Here is a 20,455-nt window from a genome sequence, read left to right on the forward strand (position 1 = left end):
CACCGAATTTCTTCGCACATACAGTTGCAATTGCAGCTGTTAAAGTTGTTTTACCATGGTCAACGTGACCGATTGTGCCCACGTTAACGTGTGGCTTATTACGTTCAAACTTAGCCTTAGCCATGTTCATCTTCCTTTGTAGATTACTCATGCAGGATCACTGCATGAGCATTAGATTTTAACTATAAAATTAGTTAGGCAATATAGTAATCGAAAGATTACTCGTCGTCACCTTTTTTACCGCCAGCTTGGAACTTAGCGATGATGCCTTCCGCCACGTTACGTGGAGTTTCAGCGTATTTAGCAAATTCCATAGAGTAAGTCGCACGACCTTGAGACATAGAACGCATTTGAGTCGCGTAACCGAACATCTCAGCCAGTGGAACTTCAGCACGGATTGCTTTAGTACCGCCAGGTAAATCGTCCATACCTTGAACCATACCACGACGACGGTTTAAGTCACCCATGATATCGCCCATGTAGTCTTCTGGAGTTTCTACTTCAACTTTCATGATTGGTTCAAGAAGAACAGGATCTGCTTTCATGAAACCGTCACGGAATGCGTAAGAACCCGCCATTTTGAACGATAATTCGTCAGAGTCGACATCGTGGTAAGAACCGTCGAACAATGTCGCTTTGATGCCAACGACTGGGTAACCAGCAAGGACACCATTCTTCATACGTTCTTGGATACCTTTGTCAACCGCACCGAAGAATTCTTTAGGTACTACACCACCAACAACTTCTTCAGCGAACTCGTAGTCTTTACCAGTTTCAGGATCAAGCGGTTCTAAACGTACGTATACGTGACCGAATTTACCTTTACCACCAGTTTGACGAACGAATTTACCTTCTTGTTCGATTGATTTCTTGATCGTTTCACGGTAAGCAACCATTGGTTTACCAATGTTCGCTTCAACGTTGAATTCACGCTTCATACGGTCAACGATGATGTCAAGGTGAAGCTCACCCATACCAGCGATGATAGTCTGACCAGATTCTTCGTCTGTGAATACGCGGAACGATGGATCTTCTTTCGCTAAACGGCCAAGCGCAACTGACATTTTTTCTTGGTCAGCTTTGGTCTTAGGTTCAACAGCCAATTGAATTACTGGCTCTGGGAATTCCATACGCTCAAGTGTGATTACGTTGTTTTCGTCACACAGTGTATCACCCGTAGTCGTGTCTTTAAGACCTACACACGCCGCGATGTCGCCCGCACGAATTTCTTCGATGTCGTGACGGTCGTTTGCGTGCATCTGTACAATACGGCCAATACGTTCACGTTTCATTTTCACTGGGTTGTAAACAGGGCTACCTGCTTTCAGAACACCTGAGTAAACACGTACGAACGTTAAGTTACCTACGAATTTGTCGTTCATGATTTTGAACGCAAGCGCAGAGAACGGAGCATCGTCAGACGCTTCACGAGAACCTTCGGTTTCATCTTTGTCGTCTAGGATACCTTTGATCGCTTCTACGTCTGTAGGCGCTGGAAGGAATTCAATCACTGCGTCCAACATACGTTGAACACCTTTGTTTTTGAACGCCGAACCACACATCATTGGTTGGATTTCACCAGCCAAAGTACGTTGACGAAGACCAGCTACGATTTCTTCTTTAGAAAGGTCGCCTTCTTCCAGGTATTTGTCCATGAGTTCTTCTGATGCTTCAGCAGCAGCTTCAACCATGTTTGTACGCCATTCTTCAGCTGTATCTTGCAGATCAGCAGGAATGTCGCCGTATTCAAACTTCATACCTTGAGAAGCTTCGTCCCAGATGATTGACTTCATTTCGATTAAGTCAACAACACCTGTGAATGTGTCTTCTGCGCCCACTGGAACAACGATTGGCACTGGGTTCGCACCAAGACGTGTTTTCATTTGCTCAACAACGCGGAAGAAGTTCGCACCAGTACGGTCCATTTTGTTTACGAACGCAATACGAGGCACTTTATATTTGTTCGCCTGACGCCATACAGTTTCAGACTGAGGCTGTACACCACCTACAGCACAGTAAACCATACACGCACCGTCAAGAACACGCATAGAACGCTCAACTTCGATTGTGAAGTCAACGTGTCCCGGGGTGTCAATTACGTTAATACGGTGTTGGTCGAACTGGTTAGCCATACCTTTCCAGAAGCATGTTACAGCTGCTGAAGTAATGGTAATACCACGTTCCTGCTCTTGTTCCATCCAGTCAGTTGTTGCTGAACCTTCGTGAGTTTCACCTAGTTTGTGGCTCTCACCTGTGTAGAACAAAATACGTTCAGAAGTGGTTGTTTTACCTGCGTCAATGTGCGCAGAGATACCAATGTTACGGTAACGAGAAATTGGGGTTTGACGTGCCATGATTTCTAGCATTCCTAAATTTTGTTGTTTAAAACAGGACGCTTTAAGCTGCATAGCAACTTAAAGCGCTTTGATGACAAACTAGTGACAACTAAATTCATCACCCTCCTGATTAGGTCCTGTTTTATCCGCTTAGAAACGGTAGTGAGAGAAGGCTTTGTTGGCTTCAGCCATACGGTGCACATCTTCACGTTTTTTAACCGCTGCGCCTTTACCTTCAGCTGCATCAAGCAACTCACCAGCAAGACGTAAAGCCATAGTTTTTTCAGAACGCTTAGCAGCAGCATCTACTAACCAACGCATCGCTAGAGCAGTACGACGGGATGGGCGTACTTCCATAGGAACTTGATAAGTAGCACCACCAACACGGCGTGCTTTTACTTCAACCATAGGACGAACTTTTTCAAGCGTAGCTTCAAAAAATTCAACTGGGTCTACTTTGTTTTTTTCTTGAACGCGGTCTAAAGCACCGTAAACGATACTTTCAGCAATAGATTTTTTACCATCTTGCATTACGTGGTTCATGAATTTAGCGATTGTTTGGCTGCTGAACTTAGGATCCGGAAGGATTTCACGAGCAGCGACTACGCGACGTCTTGGCATTTTAAAACTACCTATAAATATGACACTTCAGGTTAATCCAGCAGTAGCATAAAGTGTCGTATGCATTCGCTGGCCTTACTATACGTCGCTTGAATATTCACAAAATAAATGCAGAAATCAGACAAGCGAGACGATAAAGGATTGCAGTTCTAACGAACTAAGAGCTTAATCTCGAAAGATTATTTCTTAGGACGTTTAGTACCGTATTTAGAACGTGACTGGTTACGATCTTTCACGCCAGCACAGTCTAAAGAACCACGAACGGTATGGTAACGTACACCTGGTAAGTCTTTAACACGACCACCACGGATCAGAACAACACTGTGCTCTTGCAGGTTATGGCCTTCACCACCGATATAGCTAGAAACTTCGAAACCTGAAGTTAAGCGAACACGGCAAACTTTACGCATTGCTGAGTTAGGTTTTTTAGGTGTAGTTGTGTAAACACGTGTACAAACACCACGACGTTGTGGACAAGCCTTCAACGCAGGAACTTTAGATTTTTCAACTAAAGTCGTACGACCCTTACGGATCAACTGATTTGTTGTTGCCATGTGGCAATTCTCCCGTTAATAAAAAGCCCCAAAAACATACTACTTTTTGAGGGCATGCAATTGTAAGTCAAGATACTAAAATGGTCAATATTCGACAGACCGGCAAATATTGACCATTCCCGCATTAAAGGCTGATTTTACTGCTTTTTAAGGTATTAGCACCTTATTGCGCTTTTTGCTTTTTTGTAACCTTCTTCGCTACCGGTTTCTCAGCGTCTGCTTTTTGCGGTTCAGCCTCCGTTTCTGGTGGCTCCTCCACTGCCGGTGGCGTGTCGTCAAACTCGTCATCATCTGCAGGTTCCGGCTCAATCGATTCCGGTGGAATTGCCGGTTTTTGTGGCTCGACTGCAGCATTCGGTTCAACCATTTTATCGGCCAGCTGCTCTAGGCCCTGCTGGATATCCTGATCGATCTGTTCCGGCTCCGGTTTTTCCTCTGCCGATTTTTTCTGGATTTTCACCTTAGAGATGGTGCTGTTTTGCTGCAGCTCAATATCCTGATCCAGCTTTAGCTCCTCGACGGCCGGTGTAGCTGTAGCTGGCTGTTCCAGTAATTTCGGTGCAGCTTGTGCCAGTAAGGCTGCGGCTTTTTCATAGGCATCGACCGGGGATAGCTGACTGCCCTTATGCTGGATGAGATATTCACGGGCATGCGAGAACACTTCCTGCGCTTTCTGGTGCACATGTTCGACCAGCTTCCAGCTATAGGCGGCACTGACCGAGGCTGTCGCCACCGGGGTTAATTTGCTTAACAACGAGAACTTCGGCATCGAGTTCATCCACTGCCACTTCATTTCGCCCTGCTCATTGACCAGATATTTACGTAGCGCTTCCATATCATTACTGGAACCGACCAGCTGCTGTAACTGATGCACATCATGGGTTTGCAGCATGTTCAGCACGCTTTTAATACCCAGCAAGACCGCCTGCTTTTCGGCAATCAGGCCCAGATCAACCTGTTTGAAAATATATTGCACAATGGCCTGGCCTTCTTCTTTATTCAGCTCAAAGCCATACGAACGCCCAACCTGATAGATGGTACGTAACGACATGATCATCGAAACCGGCACATCTACCGCGGTTCCAATCACGCCGGTAGCCCCGGTGATCGCGCCCTGAATCGAGGCCAGCCATTTATTCTGCTCTGCCAGCGCCTGGCTGATGCGCTTGGAACGGTTCACATCCTGGGTCAGTTCCTCTAAGTCACGTACTCCGGCTTCATCTAAAACTGCATCGACCGAACTGATATTGGAGGTAAAGGTATTTAGCTGGTGAAAGAAGTAATCCGACACCTTATCGGAAAACTGAGGCGCCACAAAATGGGCAAGATTATTGACCTTATTATAATGACGACCTAGCAATTGACGTGAGACCTGCGGCAAATGTGCCTTCAGTACCTGCTGCGGATTGTCATAACGCGATGAATGGCGGCCGAATACCGGGCTGGCACTGCCTTCCACCACCCGCCCCTGACTGCTACCCGCCTCTTCTTTACTGGTCGAACCGGGCGCCACATGCTGAACCAGGTCAATGCCGGTATGACTGAGCTTTTTAGCCACTCCAAACGCACTCGAGAGGAATCCGCCTGATTGCTTATTATTAGAATCTGTCATTCTTGCTCCTCATTTTCTTTCTTAAGATTTATTGCTAAATACTAGGTATAGTCTGCGTTTATCTCAACCTTATTGTGTTTCTTTTGGTTATGTTCACGTAGTCTGCTCCCCAAATCTGGTCATTCCCAAAGAGGCATAGGATTTGCCATAAGAATTCAAAATTCTTTCTGTTATTATGAATCCAATTGAAAAACTTGGGAAATGCACTGGACACCGGCATTTGCGCCGACAGTCTCCAGGGTTGGACCCGATAATATCACCATAAGGGAACTGTAGATGAAACGTGTTGTAATCACTGGCATGGGCATTAATTCGTGCATTGGTAATACATTAGAAGATGTAACCCACTCTTTGCAAAATGGTATTTCAGGCACACGTTTTAACCAGACTTATGCTGAACTGAATTTTAAGAGCCATGTCAGTGCAGCTGCAGAACAGAATTTTGACAATATCGACCGTCGTTTAAAACGCTTCATGGGCGTGTGTGCAATGTATGCCTATAACGCAGCGGCAGCAGCCATTGAACATGCCGGCCTGAAAGTTGAAGATTTAGCTGGTAACCCGCGTTACGGTATTGCCGGTGGTTCAGGCGGCAACTCGACTGCATCTGTGGTTGAAATGGTGGAATTACTGGAAGAAAAAGGCGCGCGTAAAATTGGCCCATTCTTTGTACCACGTAACATGTCAAACACCATTACGGCCAACCTGGGCGTTGCCTTTAAACTGCAAGGCGTTGCGCACTCGATTACCAGCGCATGTGCAACTTCTGCCGATGCGATTGGTTATGCCTACAACCTGATTCAACTGGGTAAACAGGATCTTATGCTGGCTGGCGGTGGTGAAGAAGATCACTGGTCACAAAGCCTGCTGTTTGATGCGATGGGTGCGCTGTGTGCCAAATACAATGACACCCCAGAAACTGCTTCTCGTCCATATTCAGCAGACCGTGATGGTTTCGTGATTGCCGGCGGCGGTGGCTTCCTGGTACTGGAATCGCTGGAACATGCACAAGCACGTGGTGCCAACATTCTGGCAGAAGTGGTCGCGTATGCAGCCAACTCGGATGGTGCTGACATGGTTGCGCCAAGCGGTGAAGGTGCAACACGCTGTATCCTGATGGCGCTGGATGAAGCCAAACAGCATGGTGTTGAATCGATTGACTATGTGAACACACACGGTACATCTACCCCTGCAGGTGACGTGACTGAACTGAAAGCCATGGAACGTGCCTTTGGTGAAGGCCAGGTACCAGCCCTGAGCTCGACCAAATCTATGACCGGTCACAGCCTGGGTGCTGCCGGTGTACAGGAAGCGATCTACTCTGTCCTGATGATGCAAAACGACTTTATTGCGCCAAACATCAACGTGACCGAGCTGGATGAAGGCGCGAAAGGCTTTGATATCGTACTTGAAAAACGTGACGCAAAATTGAATACTGTGATGAGTAACAGTTTTGGTTTTGGCGGCGTAAACGCTTGTCTGATTTTCAAGAAATGGGATGCATAATCCCTAAATAGGATTTTCGATGGATGCACCTTCTGATGCTTTTTTATGGGTAAAAGCATTACATATTATTGCCGTGGTGTGCTGGTTCGCTGCACTGTTCTATCTGCCACGGTTATATGTTTACCATGCCATGAGTGAAGATGCGGTCAGTCATCAGCGTTTTGAAGTCATGGAACGCAAGTTGTACCGCGGAATTATGTGGCCTTCCATGATTGCCACCCTAATTACCGCCCACTTTCTGGTAGATTGGGGTGATGCCACCCGGAACTACCACGATGCCTTGTGGTTTTACCTGAAAGTGGCACTGGTCGGATTATTGGTGATTTACCATCTGGTTTGCGGTTATTACCGTCTGAAACTGATTGGCAATGCCCATTACAAGTCACACAAGTTCTGGCGCTTTTTCAATGAAATGCCGACAGTGCTGTTATTTGCAATTGTGATTCTGGTGGTGGTGAAACCTGTGTTCTAGCTCCATCGAAGAACAGATAAAAAAAGCCTCGTTTGATACGAGGCTTTTTTGTGGGCTAGCGAAGGGTTTCTGACTTGGCATATTGCTCGGTCTGGGCATATTGCTGGTATTTACGCAGCCGCGGTTTATATAGACCATAGTAAGTCACGGTTAAAATCACCAGCCACAACGGACTGACCAGCAGTGCTTTCAGCGTATCCGGCTCCAGACTGAGAATCACCAGTGCAAACAGCAGGAAGGCCAACACCACATAGCTCATCAGCACCCCGCCCGGCATTTTAAAGCGTGAAGCAGCGTGTAACTGCGGCTGCAGTTTACGATAGCGCAGGTAACACACCATAATAATGCCCCAGATGCTAATAAACAGAATCACGCACAGCGAGCTGGCCAAGGTAAAGGCTTCAACGGTATTCGGCACAAAATACTGCAAGGCTGCACCGGCCATAATAAACAGACAGGAGAACAGCAGACCTTTGGCCGGTACTGCCCGTTTTGACAAGGTCGCCAACGCCTGTGGCGCCTGCCGGCCACGCGCCAGGCCAAACAGCATGCGGCTGGTCGAAAACACACCGCTGTTCATGGAAGACATCACCGAAGATAACACCACCAGATTCATAATAATCGCAGAGGTGGGAATACCGGCATGTAAAAACAACGACACAAACGGACTACGGTCTGCCGGAATCTGGTTCCACGGCGTCACCGACATCACCACAAATAAAGACAGCACATAAAACAGGATAATCCGGGTCGGAATTGCATTGACTGCTTTGGGTAAATTCTTTTCCGGATCTTTGGTTTCAGCCGCCATGGTGCCCAGCAGCTCCACCCCGACAAAGGCAAACAGCGCAATCTGGAAACCGGCCAGAAAACCGTTACCGCCTTGTGGAAACATACCACCATGTGACCAGACATGCTGAAAACTGGCAGTGGTGCCATCTGGCGCGGCAAACTGGTTAAAGACCATATAGCCACCAATACCAATCAGGCCTAAGATGGCCAGAATCTTGATCAGGGCAAACCAGAACTCGATTTCACCAAACAGCTTGACCGTCAGTAAATTCAGTCCCAGTACAAACAGCACACAACCAACACTGATCAGCGCCTGCCCCATGGGAGTAAACGTGGTATCTGGTGGCAGCCAGAAACCGAGATAATTGATGATGGCTGCCAGATCGGCAATTCCGACCAGAATCCAGCCCAGCCAGTAGGACCAGCCAATATAGTAGCCCGCACCTGGCCCGATCAGCTCATGCGCCATATCAATAAAGGATTTATAGTGCAGATTGGACAGCAGGATTTCACCCAATGCGCGCATCAGGAAGAAAAACATCAGGCCAATAATCATATAAATAAACAGGATGGACGGGCCAGCCAAGGCAATGGTTTTGCCGGAGCCCATAAACAGTCCGGTGCCAATAGCGCCGCCAATGGCAATTAACTGCAGATGCCGGTTGGAGAGTTTGCGTTGTAATTCATGTGGCGACGAATGAACGTCATCGTGACGAGAGGAAGTCATGTTCAATATCCTTATTGTGCCCTGACCCTGCCATCAGCGCAGGCTGTGCATACGTCATCCTGCAATGATGGTCCTGTACATCCCAACAAATCCTATCTTGGGCTGTACGCAGCGTCAGTGGCTGGGAGAGAAAACCAAACCAGACGGCTTATTTCTGTGCAGCGGTCACTGCAATTTCAATCAGCCAGTCCGGGTTGACCAGTTCCGCCTGAATGGTGGCGCGTGCCGGTGTGGCATGGCCCTGCAACCATTCAATCCAGAGCGCATTCACGGTCTGGAAATCGGACAGATTCTTTAAAAAGAGTTGCGCAGATAAAATCCGGCTTTTATCGCTATTGGTTTCGGCCAGCAGCGTATCAATGGTCTGCAGCACTTCTTGCGTTTGCGCAGTGATGTCCTGCCCGGCAGTGGTTTTCGGAATCTGACCCGACAGATAGACCACCTGATTAAATACCGTTGCCGCACTCATCACTTCAGTGCTGTGAATACGTTGAATATCTTGAGAACTCATGTTGTGATCCTGTTGAATAAAATTTTATGCCTGCACCACAAACGGCACCCGGGCGGTGATGGCGCACATCAGCTCATAGCCAACGGTACCGGCTGCCTGACTGACCTCATCGACCGGCAAGATGGAACCACTGCTGGAATAGCCCCACAGCACCACTTCAGCGCCAATATCGGCGTCAGGAAGATGGCTGAGATCGACCGCCAGCATATCCATACTGACCCGACCCAGCGTCTGGCTGCGCTGCGAATTGACCAGTACCGGTGTACCGCTTGGAGAAATTCGCTGATAGCCATCGGCATAGCCACAGGCCACTACGCCAATCCGCATGGCTTGTTCAGCAACAAAGCTGGAGCCATAGCCAATACTTTCTCCAGCCTTCAGCTGCTGGACAGCAATAATTTCACTGCGCAGGCTCATGCTCGGTTTCAGGTTCCAGTCCTGAATCGTATGCTGTGGAAAATCGGGCGAACTGCCGTACAGCATGATGCCGCTACGCATCACATCGCTGTGCAGGGCCGGCGCATGACGTAGCAGCGCCGCGCTATTACAGAGCGAACGCTTGCCAGGCAGGCCGGCAATGGTCTGTTCAAAACACTGCTGCTGATAGTCAATGCCCGGCGCGCCAAAACGTTCGCCGTCGGCATCGGAGAAATGCATCATGTGGGTAATAGAGGCGATAATTTCCAATGCCTGTAACTGGGCGAAGGCGTCCCGGTAAGTGGCGGGTGCAAAACCCAGACGGTTCATGCCACTGTTCATTTTCAGATAGACATGAAAACGTGCTTCCGGATGCTGGCGCTGGAACTGCTGTAACCAGTCAATTTGATGGGCGCTGTGAATGCTAAAGCTCAAGCAATGTTGCTGACAGACAAATAAATCTTCCAGACAGAAAATACCTTCCAGCAACAGAATATCGCCCTGCCAGCCCAGCTGGCGTAATCTCAGTGCCTCGGCCAGATCCAGCAAGGCAAAGCCATCGGCGGACTGAAAAGCCGGATAGACCCGCTCGATGCCATGACCATAGGCATTGGCCTTGACCACGGCATAAACTTGACTATCCCCAGCATACTGCCGGGCAATCTGCAGGTTATGGCGCAGTGCATCGAGATGCACCACCGCCTGAATTGGTCTGGACATCGTTCTTCCTTGAATCAATACCTTAAGCAGCGTAACGCTGTAACGATAAGCCTTCAGTGCTAATTTCCGGTTGCTGCTGCATCACCAGATCACTGATTAACTTGCCCGAGCCACAGGCCATGGTCCAGCCTAAAGTCCCGTGGCCGGTATTCAGGAACAGGTTTTTATAGCGGGTGCCGCCAATAATCGGGGTGCTGTCTGGCGTCATTGGACGTAAACCGGTCCAGAAGCTGGCCTGCGGTAAATCACCACCCGGGAATAAATCTTTGGTGACCATTTCTAAAGTGGCACGACGATCCTGATTCAGACCGAGGTTAAAGCCGCTTAATTCAGCCATACCACCGACACGAATCCGCTGGTCAAAACGGGTAATGGCAATCTTGTAAGTTTCATCCAGAACTGTTGATTGTGGCGCCATGGCTGGATCGACAATTGGCACAGTCAGCGAGTAACCTTTCACCGGATAGACCGGCAGGTCCAGATGCAGCGGTTTCAGGAATTCACGTGAATAACTGCCAAAGGCTAATACATAACGGTCTGCGGTCAGCACTTTGCCATTGACCAGCACGCCTTTAATCTCGTCGCCTTCAACCAGCAGTTTTTCTACATTCTGGTTAAACTGGAAATCAACACCCATCTCCTGTGCCAGTTTGGCCAGCGCATTGGTAAACAGATAGCAGTCGCCGGTTTCATCATTAGGCAAGTGCAAACCACCAACCAGTTTGTCCTTGGCCGCAGCCAAAGCCGGTTCAACCCGTGCCAGACCATCACGGTCTAACAGCTCATATTCCACACCGCTTTCTTTTAATACTTCAATGTCACGCTGTACGGCATCGAGCTGGGCATCTTTACGGAACAGCTGCAGCGTGCCTTTAGAGCGGTTTTCATAGCTGATTCCGGTGTCTTGGCGTAACTGTCTCAGGCAATCGCGGCTATATTCGGCTACCCGCACCATCCGCTCTTTATTAATAGCATAGTGCTGCGCATTACAGTTTTTCAGCATTTGCGCCATCCACTGTAACTGCCACATACTGCCATCCAAATTCACGGCCAAAGGTGCATGATGCTGGAACATCCACTTCACGGCTTTAAATGGAATCCCCGGCGCTGCCCACGGCGTTGAATAGCCCGGTGAAACCTGTCCGGCATTCCCGAAGCTGGTTTCTTCCGCCGGCCCGGTTTGACGATCCAGCACCGTCACACTTGCACCCTGCTGCGCCAGATAATATGCGCTGGTCACCCCAATGACACCGCTTCCCAACACAATTACACGCATAGACTTGACCTCAAATACATTCCAGTTTATTTAACTAGTATATTTTCGGATCAATAGTGAATTTTGCTATTTTTAGTGGGTATTTTCAGATAATCCGCCCATTTTTTCAGGATATTTTTTGGAATAAAGGAATTTTTAGATGCGTAAATTAGACCGGATTGATCGCATGATTTTGGACATCCTGCAAAACAATGGCCGGATTGCGATTAGTGAGCTGGCGGCCAAGGTCAATTTATCCACCACGCCCTGCTCGGAACGGGTTAAACGGCTGGAACGCGATGGCATTATTATGGGCTATTATGCCCGCCTGAATCCTGAACTGGTGGACAAGAAACTGCTGGTATTTCTGGAGATTAAACTGTCGGCCAAATCGGGCGATGTGTTTGATCAGGTGGCGCGAGATCTGGTGGATATTCCGGAAGTGCTCGAGTGTCATCTGATTTCCGGCGAGTTTGATTATCTGGTTAAAGCACGGCTCAAAGAAATGAGCGCCTACCGGCGTTTACTTGGCGATTTACTGAAAAAACTGCCAGCCTCAGCCTCTTCGCACAGTTATGTGGTAATGGAAGAAGTCAAAGAAAGCCTGTATTTAAATATTGAAGGCTGATGTTTTCGTGAATTACCCGAACCCGTCTATGTGATCAGACACATGGGAAATTCATCCACCGACTGATGAATACAGCATCAGCCGAATGGATTTTTTATGTTAAGCCTGACAGAATGCCAATGCACTATTTAAGTCAGCCACCACATTCGGCAACTGGGAAAACTGCTGAATACGGGCTTTCGGTGCAGCATGATCCAGCTCTTGCAGCGTGCCATAACCATATTCGACCGCGACCGCTTCAATCCCGTTATGTCGCGCCCCCAGCACATCATATTCCCGGTCGCCGACCATAAGACATTGGCTGGCCTGCAGCTGTTCCTGCTCCAGAATATAGGCAATTAATTCATCTTTATGGGTCCGATCACCATTCAGCTCGCTGCCATAAATGCCGGTAAAATACTGTTCCAGCTCAAAATGCTCCAGAATCTGCCGTGCATAAATGGTCGGCTTGGCCGTGGCTAAAAACAGCTGATAGCCCTGGAGTTTCAAGGTTTGCAAGGTTTCTGCCACAGTCGGATAAACCTTATTTTCATATAAACCGGTCACGGCAAAACGCTCGCGATAACCCATCAGTGCCTGTTCCGCCAGCACATCATTCGGTTCAACCTGTAAAATTTTTGCCAGTGAAGCTTTCAGTGGCGGACCAATAATCCAGTCAATATTTTCAGATTCTGGTAGTGGATGACCAATTTTTGCCAGTCCATAACGCGCCGAGGTGGTAATACCCACTTTTGGATCGGTCAGGGTGCCATCCAAATCAATCAGCAGATGTTTAATCATGAATTTTTCTCCCCCTTCGACCGTGAAATACACTCGAGACTTGATTCAAAGTTGCCTATACTAACGTAAATTCATGATTGAAGGATATGGATGTGCGTCCAACGGTACTTTGCTTTTCTGGTTTAGATCCCTCTGGGGGCGCGGGCTTACAGGCTGATATTGAAGCGATTGGTCAAAGTGGCGCACATGCGGCCATTGCCTGTACCGCCCTCACGGTGCAAAACTCGCAGCAGGTGTTTGGCTTTGAAGCCACTTCCAAAGCATTGCTACTGGCCCAGGCCAATGCCGTGGTGAACGATCTGCCAATTCGCTGTGTTAAATCGGGAATGCTCGGCACCACCGACAATATTGCAGCGCTGGCAGATTTCTTGAGAGAACATCCGGACTATTACTATGTGCTGGACCCGGTTCTGGTCGCCAACAGCGGTGGCTCTCTGGGTGATCAGGCGACTTTGGTCAAGGCCTTTGTCGAGCTGATTCCACTGGCAACCTTACTGACCCCGAATACGGTAGAACTGCGTGCCCTGACCGGTGAAGATGATCTGGAACTGGCCACCCAGAAACTGTTTGCGATGGGTGCCAAGGCGGTTTTGGTTAAAGGCGGCCATGAAGATACCCCAGATCACATCCGCAATGCTTTATATATAGATGGTGAACTGATTTCAGAAACCCGTTGCCCGCGTTTAGAAGGCGAATACCACGGTTCGGGCTGCTCGCTGGCCAGCTTTATTGCCGGCCGTTTAGCACTAGGTGATGAACTGCAAGCCGCTGTGAATTATGCTGAAACCTGGCTGTTTGGGGTACTAAAACAGGCAGAAAGTCCGGTAACGAATGGTCAGAAGATTCCAAAACGCTTTTAATCCTTAATATAAAAAATACCTGCTATAAAAAATACCTGCCCCATGGCAGGTATTTTTTCGACCTGAATCTGAAGCCCTTTAATCCGGCATATCATCCAGCTGCTGCGGTTCGGCTCGCGGCTGGGTGTTCATACGGTGCCGGAACGAGGCGGAACGTTCATAAGCCTGTTTACGTACCCGCATAATTGAACCCAAAGGTTGATGCGCCTGCACGCCATGCCACGGGTTAAACGACAACACATCATCGGCATAAACCCGCCGCTCCGGACTATAGCTGTCCTGTTTGGGAAAATGTAAGGTACCAATGGTCTGATGCGCAGATTCTTCTTCCGGCCATAACACCGAGGCATCTTCAATGGGCATACGCTCCAGGCTGGTACACAATTGCGCACGCAATACATAATCGGCGCTATGGTGCTTAAAGAAATCGCGGACCAGATCCCGGATGCTGGAGTCATGACTAATCTGCATCGGGATATTGGTCAGCTGGCGTACCGAAGTCGATTCCGGCGCCACACTGAGTTTTGCCATATAGTCGCCATAACGCAGCGCGGCCATGGTGTGATAGGTCTCGCCCAGAATATGGTTCTGACTGCGCGCCCAGCCTTTTAAAGTCACCGGCACTTCTAAACCGGCTTTATCTACCAGTGCATTTAAACTGCGCGCCATACTGCGCATGCCTTTTAACATCGGATCGGGCGCCTGTTCCGCGCGTGTCACCAGGGGCAGCATCTGCTGGTATTTACGCAGCGTACCAAAGGCCAGCACCGGAATATTCACCATCAGAATATCCTGGTTTTTACCATCACTCGGATCATCGGCCAGTAAGCGTGCGCCCGGCACATTCAGGATTTTTAAGGCAAAGCCATGCGGTACTGGCACCTGGTCACTGCGTAAATCTCCCGGCGCAGCCGATAAACGCACCATCACATCATAATGTCCTGGCTCGGCAAAAATTCCCTGCGCCAAATGCGGCGGCAACACCGGCACGGTCAAAATACCTTTCAGAAATGCATGTGATTTGGCATGCGCATCGCGGACTGCATGGCGATGCTTGTCAAACACCTGTTGTCGGGCTTGGGCCATATGCTCGATAATATCTTCAATCAAGCGGCTTTCATTCGGCTGTTCCTGTTCAACCTGCGGGGTATACAGTAGATACGGCTCTGACATCGTGAACGCTCCTGTTCCGACCTGAACATCTGGCAAAAATTGGCTAATATCCACCAATCTAGCAAGCTGAGAGCCAGAAAAATATAGTGCTTATTCAACAGTTCAGGAGAGTTTGGTAAGCGTAGACGACTCAGCTCAACACGATACTTGGGTTCAGTCTTGATGATGTCTGGATTTAAGCTGCGCCACATGCGCGCGCCGGGTTTGCCAGGACGGGTCCAGTACTTCTTTTTCCAGTCGTAATTGCAGACGTTTTAAGCGCATGGCGGAGATGACTTCGGTCTGGAACTCCTGCACATAATTCACCCAGCCTGCCCCTTGAAATACCTACTTTGGCATCTCTGTTTTAAATTCGCAGCCCGGCATAAATACCACTATTGAATGTAAATGCTCCGGCCCCAGCAGATCAGCCAGCAGATGACTCAATACCTGAGTATGTTTGTAATTCTGATGCAAGGGATTCTGAAATTGATCACTTTTTTATAAATTTTCTGGGTCCACATTTTTTGCCGCGCACTGCCAAAAATCCAGCCCTTATAGTTTTTGCTTTCTATCACAAAGACGCCAAAAGGACTTAAGAGCACATGATCAATTTGTGTGGTGCCGCCATCCTGATCGGGCAAGGTCAAATCATTGAGTAAAATATAACGCTCATCCAGATGTTGCTTGGCCTGCCGCTGAACAGCCCACTCCCCGATTTTACCTTTTAAGTCCGGCAGAAACACCCGCAGCAGGCTCAAGCCCAGCAGAATCAGCAACAGCCACCACAACTGTGAAATCAACATACTCAAAATATTTACATCATGCATTGCGGTTTTATTTTAATGGTGATGATCTTGACCCAAATCTAACATAAAACGGCGTTCCATTCAGGAATGATAATGCTGGTTTAATCTTCATTATCAGGTGGATACAGAAAGATTCTATCTACCTGAAGATGCTCAATCTGGATAGTGATCTATTTTTTAATCAACGGATGCTTACTGATTCAAGCTGTTTATTGGCCTACTGTGGGCAATGCAACACCACAAAGCATCCGTGGCTATTTTTGCTGTTGTTCTAACTTTAATAGAATCTCTTTATTGTCTAATCCGCCAGCAAAACCAACCAGTTTACCGCTGCTGCCAATCACCCGATGACAGGGTGCAATAATTGAAATTGGATTTTGCCCATTGGCCGCACCGACAGCCCGTACCGCTTTCGGACTGCCAACCTGCTCGGCAATTTGCCGGTAACTGCGGGTTTCGCCAAAAGGAATATTCAGCAACGCCTGCCAGACTTTTTTCTGAAACTCTGTGCCTTCAAAATCTAAAGGCAGTTCAAAAGTCTGGCGCTGGCCCTGAAAATATTCATTCAGCTGTTGTTGTGCGTCGAGTAAAATCGGATGATCCAACTGCTCTACCAGCTCGGCCTGCCGGACCCGTTTGGGATTTTCATTGTCCCAGATCACGGCGACCAGCGCGCTGTCTGTAGCCACCAGTTTTAAACGCCCGACCGGAGAAGGCATATACATAAATACAAGTTTCATCTCCTTCTCCTGTTCAGTTTTAGTCTAGCTTGATTATGCCGATGAAAGTTTCATCAGCACAAGACCGGAAATAATTAACACTGCCGCCAGCATACGCATGGCCGATGCCGGCTCGCCCAGTACAAAAATACCCACCAGAAAAGAACCGACCGCGCCAATCCCGGTCCAGATGGTATAGGCCGTGCCCAGCGGCAGACTGCGCATGGCATAGGCCAGCAGGCCAAAACTGAGCACCATAAAGAAAATGGTCAGAATGCTCGGGGTAAGTTTGGTAAAACCGTCTGAAAGCTTCATAAAATAAGCCCAGACAATTTCAAAAATACCGGCAAAAATTAATACGATCCAGGCCATCACGCCCTCCTCCATTATTCAGATAGAGTCAGGCCGTCCTGACGATTTTTCTTAAAGACAGCACCTTTAAGGGAGGTCGTTCCTCCAAAATTACGGTATCAGTATAGCAAAAATCCGCCGCCTGCCAGTAGAACGCCGTTGAAGGGGAATGACCTTCAGCTCAAGAGGGACTGAAAATCACAACCCAGATAAGGCGATTCAAACTTATTCACTTGAGTGAATAAATTGCTTACTGGAGCATAGGTCGTTTCTCCAGCAAGCAAAAGGATGAACCAAAGCCCATCCAGTGTATGGATAAATGCTTTAAAACTTCAACCGTAATCCGGCACCATATTGCCAGCCCTGTTCCGACTCCGTCGCATCCTGCTGAGCTGTCTGGGCCAGCCCTTTATGATAGCCATAGGCCACATCTACAAACGGCATGACTTTTTTGCTGATTTCATAACGCATCTGAAGCCCGGTCTGCAGCTGGTTTAAACCAGTTTTCTGCGCCTGTTCCGATTCATCTGAAAGTACCAGCTTGGCCTGCAAATAAGGCGCCAGAATCAGTTTCTGGGTCAGCAAAAAATCCCGCTCAGTATCCAGACTCAGCTGCACCTGCTGATCTTCGGCAAGGGACAGATAGGCCTCGGTTTCAAAGAAATACGGCGCTAGCCCATGCAGGCCAACCACACCACGCCATTGCTGTGCCGAAGTCTGATCCTCCTGCTGATAGGCTACACCAGCCTGGATATCCCAAAAATCAGAAATCATCCGGCTATATAAAACCTGTGCCTCATATTCAGCTTGTTGCGACTCGGCCTGCTCGGTATGCAGTTTGAAAAACAGCTTGTTCTCATCAGTTCCGATCCGGCTTTCCAGCTCGGACTGCCATACTCCGCGTCCACCCGCATGCTGCATCCATTTTGATTCCAGCATACTGGACTGATACCACTGCCCGCCATGCTCCTGCCGGTGATCATGCGTTGTTGCCGTTGCAGCCTTCTCCACCGGATGAGGCATGCTCATGAGCTGATGTTGCTGATGTTCAGCCTGCATCATCTGCTCGTGTTGTGCATGCATATCGACAGATTTTACTGACGTCTGCGGTACAACTTCATGTTCTGCAGCGTGAGAAGCTACATGTGGTGTCTGCGCCGATAACATCGGTGTCGCAAACAGCATGGCTCCCAGCAAATTGAAACGGGCAAAATTAGTGATGTGCATGTGCATCTCCCGACGACTGAACAGCAGCAGGCAGCGCAGATGAAGCGGCGGGTAATGAAGGTGTCTGCTCTGGCGTTACCTGTGCCACCACCAGTTTATTCATCATACCCGAACTCATGTGATACAGCAGATGACAATGGATTGCCCATTCCCCCAGCTCATCGGCAGTCAGTAACGCACTCACGGTTTTTCCAGGCGGTACAATCAGGGTATGTTTATTCGGCAGGTCGGCAGCGGCCTGGCCATTTTCCAGCTGCATAAACATGCCATGCAAATGCATCGGATGCGCCATCATGCTGTCATTGATAAATTTCAGCCGAATCCGTTCGCCATAGGCCACCTGCAACGGTTCAGCCTCGCTAAATTTCTTGCCATTGATGGTCCAGATATAACGTTCCATCGTGCCGCCCAAACGAATCACCAGCTCTTGCACCGGCGCGCGCGTATCCGGCTGCGGCTTTAAGGCTTTTAAGTCCGCATAGCGAAGTGCTTTATGTCCGGCGGGTGTTGAGGCATTGGCCCAACCTTGAGGGACCGAACTGGCCGAAGATTTTGACTGCGCCTGCGTTGCATGCGATGAATGCACTGCAGGATGATCTTCGGCTACCGTTAAAGATTCAGTTTCTTTAATGGCGGTATGATCCATCGGTTGATGCTGTAGGGTCGAAGAGGTGGATGACGCACTATGCGCCGCATGTGGCGCAGTACTTTCTGCACCATGAGCAGCATGTCCCATATCTTCCATCGTCAATACAGCACGTGGTCGTGCAGTTGGCATGTGCAGTGGCGGTGGTTGCATGCCCTGTTGCAGCAAACTGCCAATGGCAAAACCTGAACGGTCAATTGATTCTGCTTCAATCTGGTAATGGCCGGCTTTTGGTTCCACCAGTACATCATAGGTTTCTGCCGTCCCAATCCGGAACTCATCCACAGGCACCGGCTGTACCGGCTGGCCATCGGCGCTGATGACGGTCATTTTGAGCTGCGGAATGCGCACATCAAAAAACGACATGGCCGAGGCATTAATAAAACGTAAACGTACTTTTTCATTTGGTCGAAACAGTCCGGTCCAGGCCTGTTCCGGCGTTTTGCCATTGATTAAAAACTGATAACCGGTGACATCCGACAAATCGGTTCTGAGCATACGCATCTGGTTCCACATAGAACGTTGCTGCCAGGTCTGTTTCAGGCCCTGCTGTTTCACCTGCTGCACCACATCGGCCAGGGTTTCACGCTGGTTCTGATAATACTCGGCCGATTTTTTCAGATTATTTAAAATCGTGTCGCTGGAAGATGCGTGAAAATCGGACAGCATCACCACATAATCCCGCTCGGCCTGTTCATGCGCAGCCACAGGCTGTTTGCCTTTGGGATAAATGACTAGCGGACCATATAGCCCATCCTGTTCCTGACCTTTGGAGTGCGCGTGATACCAATAGGTGCCCTGCTGCCGTAGCTGAAAGCGATAAGTAAAATGCCCCTTCGGCGCAATGCCCTGAAAGCCGTTAAAGCCCGGTACGCCATCCATTAAACCCGGCAATAACAGACCATGCCAGTGAATGGAAGAATCACGATTTTGAAGCTGGTTATGCACATGAATCACCGCTTCATCACCTTCCTCAAATTCAAGCAAGGGCGCTGTGAATTGGCCATTCACACTTATTTTTTTGACAGTTTTTCCGGTCAGCTTGACCGGCTGCTCATCAATATACAAATGATATTCCCGGACTGCGGCCATCGCCCAGGACGATGCGCACAGACATAAGCCAAGCACGATGGCCTGACGCAATTGAATTGACATGATTTATCCTTAAAACAATAAAAAAAGAAAAGTTTTTAAAGTCAGGATAAGGTTTTCGGTGGACGCAGGATTTCCTGCCAGTAGCCGGGTAAATGCTGGGCATGATAGAGATGAAAGTGCGACTCAGACTCAAAGGTCGGGCTTGCCTGTTCCAGCACAGGGAGCGCAATCTTGAGATAGCTCAGACCCGGCTGGCAATGTAGGGGTGGACAATCCTGACAGTTTAAATGCTGCTCTGGATGATGTACCTGCTCGCAGTCGGGTAACTGTGCAGATGGACTGGTGCTATGATGGCTTGGGTGATGTTGTTCTACAGGAGAATCTGCCTTTTCAGCATGACAAGGTGTAGGTGATGAAACGGATGATTTCGCACTGGTGATCGCGGCAGAGTTAGACAGTTGCATGGCCGCATGCGCTGGTTGTACAACCGCCAGCACAAGACTGCTCCATCCCATGACAAATGCCATCAGATAGCTGAACCACACCGGTTGTCTGCGCTGTGTATACAACAGGATTTCCTCACCCCATAAGACCAAACCCCAGCGTTGAAGCTGCTTAAAACAGCTAAACGCCTGTGCAAACCAGCATAGAGAAATTCACAGTTA

At 48.7% G+C, this 20,455-nt stretch carries 20 protein-coding genes and 1 pseudogene; 4 read left to right on the forward strand and 17 right to left on the reverse strand.

Translation table 11 applies throughout. The features are described 5' to 3' along the window. The 5 genes from FTU69_RS12150 to FTU69_RS12170 form a co-directional block, all read right to left on the reverse strand. Positions 1 to 124: GTP-binding protein (locus FTU69_RS12150; RefSeq protein ID WP_228151030.1), on the reverse strand; the 124-nt coding region annotated here is incomplete at its 3' end. A 94-nt stretch (positions 125 to 218) separates the two neighbouring features. Continuing rightward, positions 219 to 2,354 carry an elongation factor G gene (gene fusA, locus FTU69_RS12155; RefSeq protein ID WP_005179843.1) on the reverse strand — a complete coding sequence of 712 codons (2,136 nt, stop codon included), beginning with the start codon at positions 2,352 to 2,354 and terminating at the stop codon, positions 219 to 221. Positions 2,355 to 2,486: 132 nt separating this feature from the next. Further along, complete coding sequence (gene rpsG / locus FTU69_RS12160) at positions 2,487 to 2,957, reverse strand: 30S ribosomal protein S7 (RefSeq protein WP_005179845.1); 471 nt, start codon at positions 2,955 to 2,957, stop codon at positions 2,487 to 2,489. A gap of 179 nt (positions 2,958 to 3,136) precedes the next feature. Next, positions 3,137 to 3,511, reverse strand: a complete 375-nt coding sequence (gene rpsL / locus FTU69_RS12165) for a 30S ribosomal protein S12 (protein WP_002050319.1) — start codon at positions 3,509 to 3,511, stop codon at positions 3,137 to 3,139. A 163-nt stretch (positions 3,512 to 3,674) separates the two neighbouring features. Beyond that, positions 3,675 to 5,123, reverse strand: coding sequence for an EcsC family protein (locus tag FTU69_RS12170; protein ID WP_180103951.1), 1,449 nt, complete (start codon positions 5,121 to 5,123; stop codon positions 3,675 to 3,677). Positions 5,124 to 5,399: 276 nt separating this feature from the next. Between FTU69_RS12170 and FTU69_RS12175 the strand changes: the two genes are divergently transcribed. Together FTU69_RS12175 and FTU69_RS12180 are read left to right on the forward strand one after the other, a co-directional pair. Then, positions 5,400 to 6,629 carry a beta-ketoacyl synthase N-terminal-like domain-containing protein gene (locus tag FTU69_RS12175; RefSeq protein ID WP_005179853.1) on the forward strand — a complete coding sequence of 410 codons (1,230 nt, stop codon included), beginning with the start codon at positions 5,400 to 5,402 and terminating at the stop codon, positions 6,627 to 6,629. 19 nt (positions 6,630 to 6,648) lie between these two features. Further along, positions 6,649 to 7,101, forward strand: coding sequence for a CopD family protein (locus tag FTU69_RS12180; RefSeq protein ID WP_005179856.1), 453 nt, complete (start codon positions 6,649 to 6,651; stop codon positions 7,099 to 7,101). Positions 7,102 to 7,156: 55 nt separating this feature from the next. Here the strand turns inward: FTU69_RS12180 and FTU69_RS12185 are convergent, their stop codons facing one another. From FTU69_RS12185 to FTU69_RS12200, 4 genes are all read right to left on the reverse strand, one after another. Continuing rightward, the gene (locus tag FTU69_RS12185) at positions 7,157 to 8,620 is read right to left on the reverse strand and encodes an amino acid permease (protein WP_016659472.1); all 1,464 of its coding nucleotides are present in this window, start codon (positions 8,618 to 8,620) and stop codon (positions 7,157 to 7,159) included. A 148-nt stretch (positions 8,621 to 8,768) separates the two neighbouring features. Continuing rightward, a complete protein-coding gene (locus tag FTU69_RS12190) occupies positions 8,769 to 9,131 on the reverse strand; it encodes a RidA family protein (RefSeq protein WP_005179861.1) in 363 nt (120 codons plus the stop codon). 24 nt (positions 9,132 to 9,155) lie between these two features. Then, positions 9,156 to 10,268, reverse strand: a complete 1,113-nt coding sequence (gene alr / locus FTU69_RS12195) for an alanine racemase (RefSeq protein WP_180103952.1) — start codon at positions 10,266 to 10,268, stop codon at positions 9,156 to 9,158. A gap of 22 nt (positions 10,269 to 10,290) precedes the next feature. Continuing rightward, positions 10,291 to 11,544, reverse strand: coding sequence for a D-amino acid dehydrogenase (locus FTU69_RS12200; protein WP_075167990.1), 1,254 nt, complete (start codon positions 11,542 to 11,544; stop codon positions 10,291 to 10,293). Positions 11,545 to 11,683: 139 nt separating this feature from the next. Here FTU69_RS12200 and FTU69_RS12205 point away from each other — a divergent pair, with 139 nt between their 5' ends. After that, the gene (locus FTU69_RS12205; RefSeq protein ID WP_005179867.1) at positions 11,684 to 12,151 is read left to right on the forward strand and encodes an Lrp/AsnC ligand binding domain-containing protein; all 468 of its coding nucleotides are present in this window, start codon (positions 11,684 to 11,686) and stop codon (positions 12,149 to 12,151) included. Positions 12,152 to 12,250: 99 nt separating this feature from the next. On the opposite strand, the gene FTU69_RS12210 is transcribed toward FTU69_RS12205, so the two are convergent. Then, positions 12,251 to 12,931, reverse strand: coding sequence for an HAD-IA family hydrolase (locus FTU69_RS12210; protein WP_005179868.1), 681 nt, complete (start codon positions 12,929 to 12,931; stop codon positions 12,251 to 12,253). Positions 12,932 to 13,023: 92 nt separating this feature from the next. On the opposite strand from FTU69_RS12210, the gene FTU69_RS12215 reads away from it, so the two are divergent. Further along, positions 13,024 to 13,791 carry a hydroxymethylpyrimidine/phosphomethylpyrimidine kinase gene (locus tag FTU69_RS12215; RefSeq protein WP_180103965.1) on the forward strand — a complete coding sequence of 256 codons (768 nt, stop codon included), beginning with the start codon at positions 13,024 to 13,026 and terminating at the stop codon, positions 13,789 to 13,791. A gap of 78 nt (positions 13,792 to 13,869) precedes the next feature. Here the strand turns inward: FTU69_RS12215 and FTU69_RS12220 are convergent, their stop codons facing one another. The 7 genes and pseudogenes from FTU69_RS12220 to FTU69_RS12250 form a co-directional block, all read right to left on the reverse strand. Then, positions 13,870 to 14,964 (reverse strand): catalase family protein, encoded by a 1,095-nt coding sequence (locus FTU69_RS12220; protein WP_005179873.1) that lies wholly within the window; start codon positions 14,962 to 14,964, stop codon positions 13,870 to 13,872. Between the two features lie 153 nt (positions 14,965 to 15,117). Beyond that, positions 15,118 to 15,773: pseudogene (locus tag FTU69_RS12225) on the reverse strand (nuclease-related domain-containing protein). Between the two features lie 233 nt (positions 15,774 to 16,006). Beyond that, on the reverse strand, positions 16,007 to 16,492 hold the full coding sequence (locus FTU69_RS12230; protein WP_180103953.1) for a methylated-DNA--[protein]-cysteine S-methyltransferase: 486 nt from the start codon (positions 16,490 to 16,492) through the stop codon (positions 16,007 to 16,009). 33 nt (positions 16,493 to 16,525) lie between these two features. Next, positions 16,526 to 16,843, reverse strand: coding sequence for a quaternary ammonium compound efflux SMR transporter SugE (gene sugE / locus FTU69_RS12235; protein ID WP_005179881.1), 318 nt, complete (start codon positions 16,841 to 16,843; stop codon positions 16,526 to 16,528). Between the two features lie 303 nt (positions 16,844 to 17,146). After that, the gene (locus FTU69_RS12240) at positions 17,147 to 17,851 is read right to left on the reverse strand and encodes a copper resistance protein B (protein WP_306669962.1); all 705 of its coding nucleotides are present in this window, start codon (positions 17,849 to 17,851) and stop codon (positions 17,147 to 17,149) included. Positions 17,852 to 18,035: 184 nt separating this feature from the next. After that, a complete protein-coding gene (locus FTU69_RS12245; RefSeq protein WP_180103955.1) occupies positions 18,036 to 19,850 on the reverse strand; it encodes a copper resistance system multicopper oxidase in 1,815 nt (604 codons plus the stop codon). 41 nt (positions 19,851 to 19,891) lie between these two features. Next, on the reverse strand, positions 19,892 to 20,359 hold the full coding sequence (locus FTU69_RS12250; protein WP_180103956.1) for a hypothetical protein: 468 nt from the start codon (positions 20,357 to 20,359) through the stop codon (positions 19,892 to 19,894). Positions 20,360 to 20,455 lie beyond the last annotated feature (96 nt).

The sequence above is a fragment of the Acinetobacter sp. YH12134 genome, assembly GCF_013418555.1.
In the GTDB taxonomy this organism is placed as follows: Bacteria; Pseudomonadota; Gammaproteobacteria; order Pseudomonadales; family Moraxellaceae; genus Acinetobacter; species Acinetobacter indicus.

Coding starts and splice junctions, on each gene's coding strand:
- fusA (WP_005179843.1), bottom strand. CDS start 2,354: ATGGCACGTCAAACCCCAATTTCTCGTTACCGTAACATTGGTATCTCT.
- rpsG (WP_005179845.1), bottom strand. CDS start 2,957: ATGCCAAGACGTCGCGTAGTCGCTGCTCGTGAAATCCTTCCGGATCCT.
- rpsL (WP_002050319.1), bottom strand. CDS start 3,511: ATGGCAACAACAAATCAGTTGATCCGTAAGGGTCGTACGACTTTAGTT.
- FTU69_RS12170 (WP_180103951.1), bottom strand. CDS start 5,123: ATGACAGATTCTAATAATAAGCAATCAGGCGGATTCCTCTCGAGTGCG.
- FTU69_RS12175 (WP_005179853.1), top strand. CDS start 5,400: ATGAAACGTGTTGTAATCACTGGCATGGGCATTAATTCGTGCATTGGT.
- FTU69_RS12180 (WP_005179856.1), top strand. CDS start 6,649: ATGGATGCACCTTCTGATGCTTTTTTATGGGTAAAAGCATTACATATT.
- FTU69_RS12185 (WP_016659472.1), bottom strand. CDS start 8,620: ATGACTTCCTCTCGTCACGATGACGTTCATTCGTCGCCACATGAATTA.
- FTU69_RS12190 (WP_005179861.1), bottom strand. CDS start 9,131: ATGAGTTCTCAAGATATTCAACGTATTCACAGCACTGAAGTGATGAGT.
- alr (WP_180103952.1), bottom strand. CDS start 10,268: ATGTCCAGACCAATTCAGGCGGTGGTGCATCTCGATGCACTGCGCCAT.
- FTU69_RS12200 (WP_075167990.1), bottom strand. CDS start 11,544: ATGCGTGTAATTGTGTTGGGAAGCGGTGTCATTGGGGTGACCAGCGCA.
- FTU69_RS12205 (WP_005179867.1), top strand. CDS start 11,684: ATGCGTAAATTAGACCGGATTGATCGCATGATTTTGGACATCCTGCAA.
- FTU69_RS12210 (WP_005179868.1), bottom strand. CDS start 12,931: ATGATTAAACATCTGCTGATTGATTTGGATGGCACCCTGACCGATCCA.
- FTU69_RS12220 (WP_005179873.1), bottom strand. CDS start 14,964: ATGTCAGAGCCGTATCTACTGTATACCCCGCAGGTTGAACAGGAACAG.
- FTU69_RS12230 (WP_180103953.1), bottom strand. CDS start 16,492: ATGAAACTTGTATTTATGTATATGCCTTCTCCGGTCGGGCGTTTAAAA.
- sugE (WP_005179881.1), bottom strand. CDS start 16,843: ATGGCCTGGATCGTATTAATTTTTGCCGGTATTTTTGAAATTGTCTGG.
- FTU69_RS12240 (WP_306669962.1), bottom strand. CDS start 17,851: ATGAGCATGCCTCATCCGGTGGAGAAGGCTGCAACGGCAACAACGCAT.
- FTU69_RS12245 (WP_180103955.1), bottom strand. CDS start 19,850: ATGTCAATTCAATTGCGTCAGGCCATCGTGCTTGGCTTATGTCTGTGC.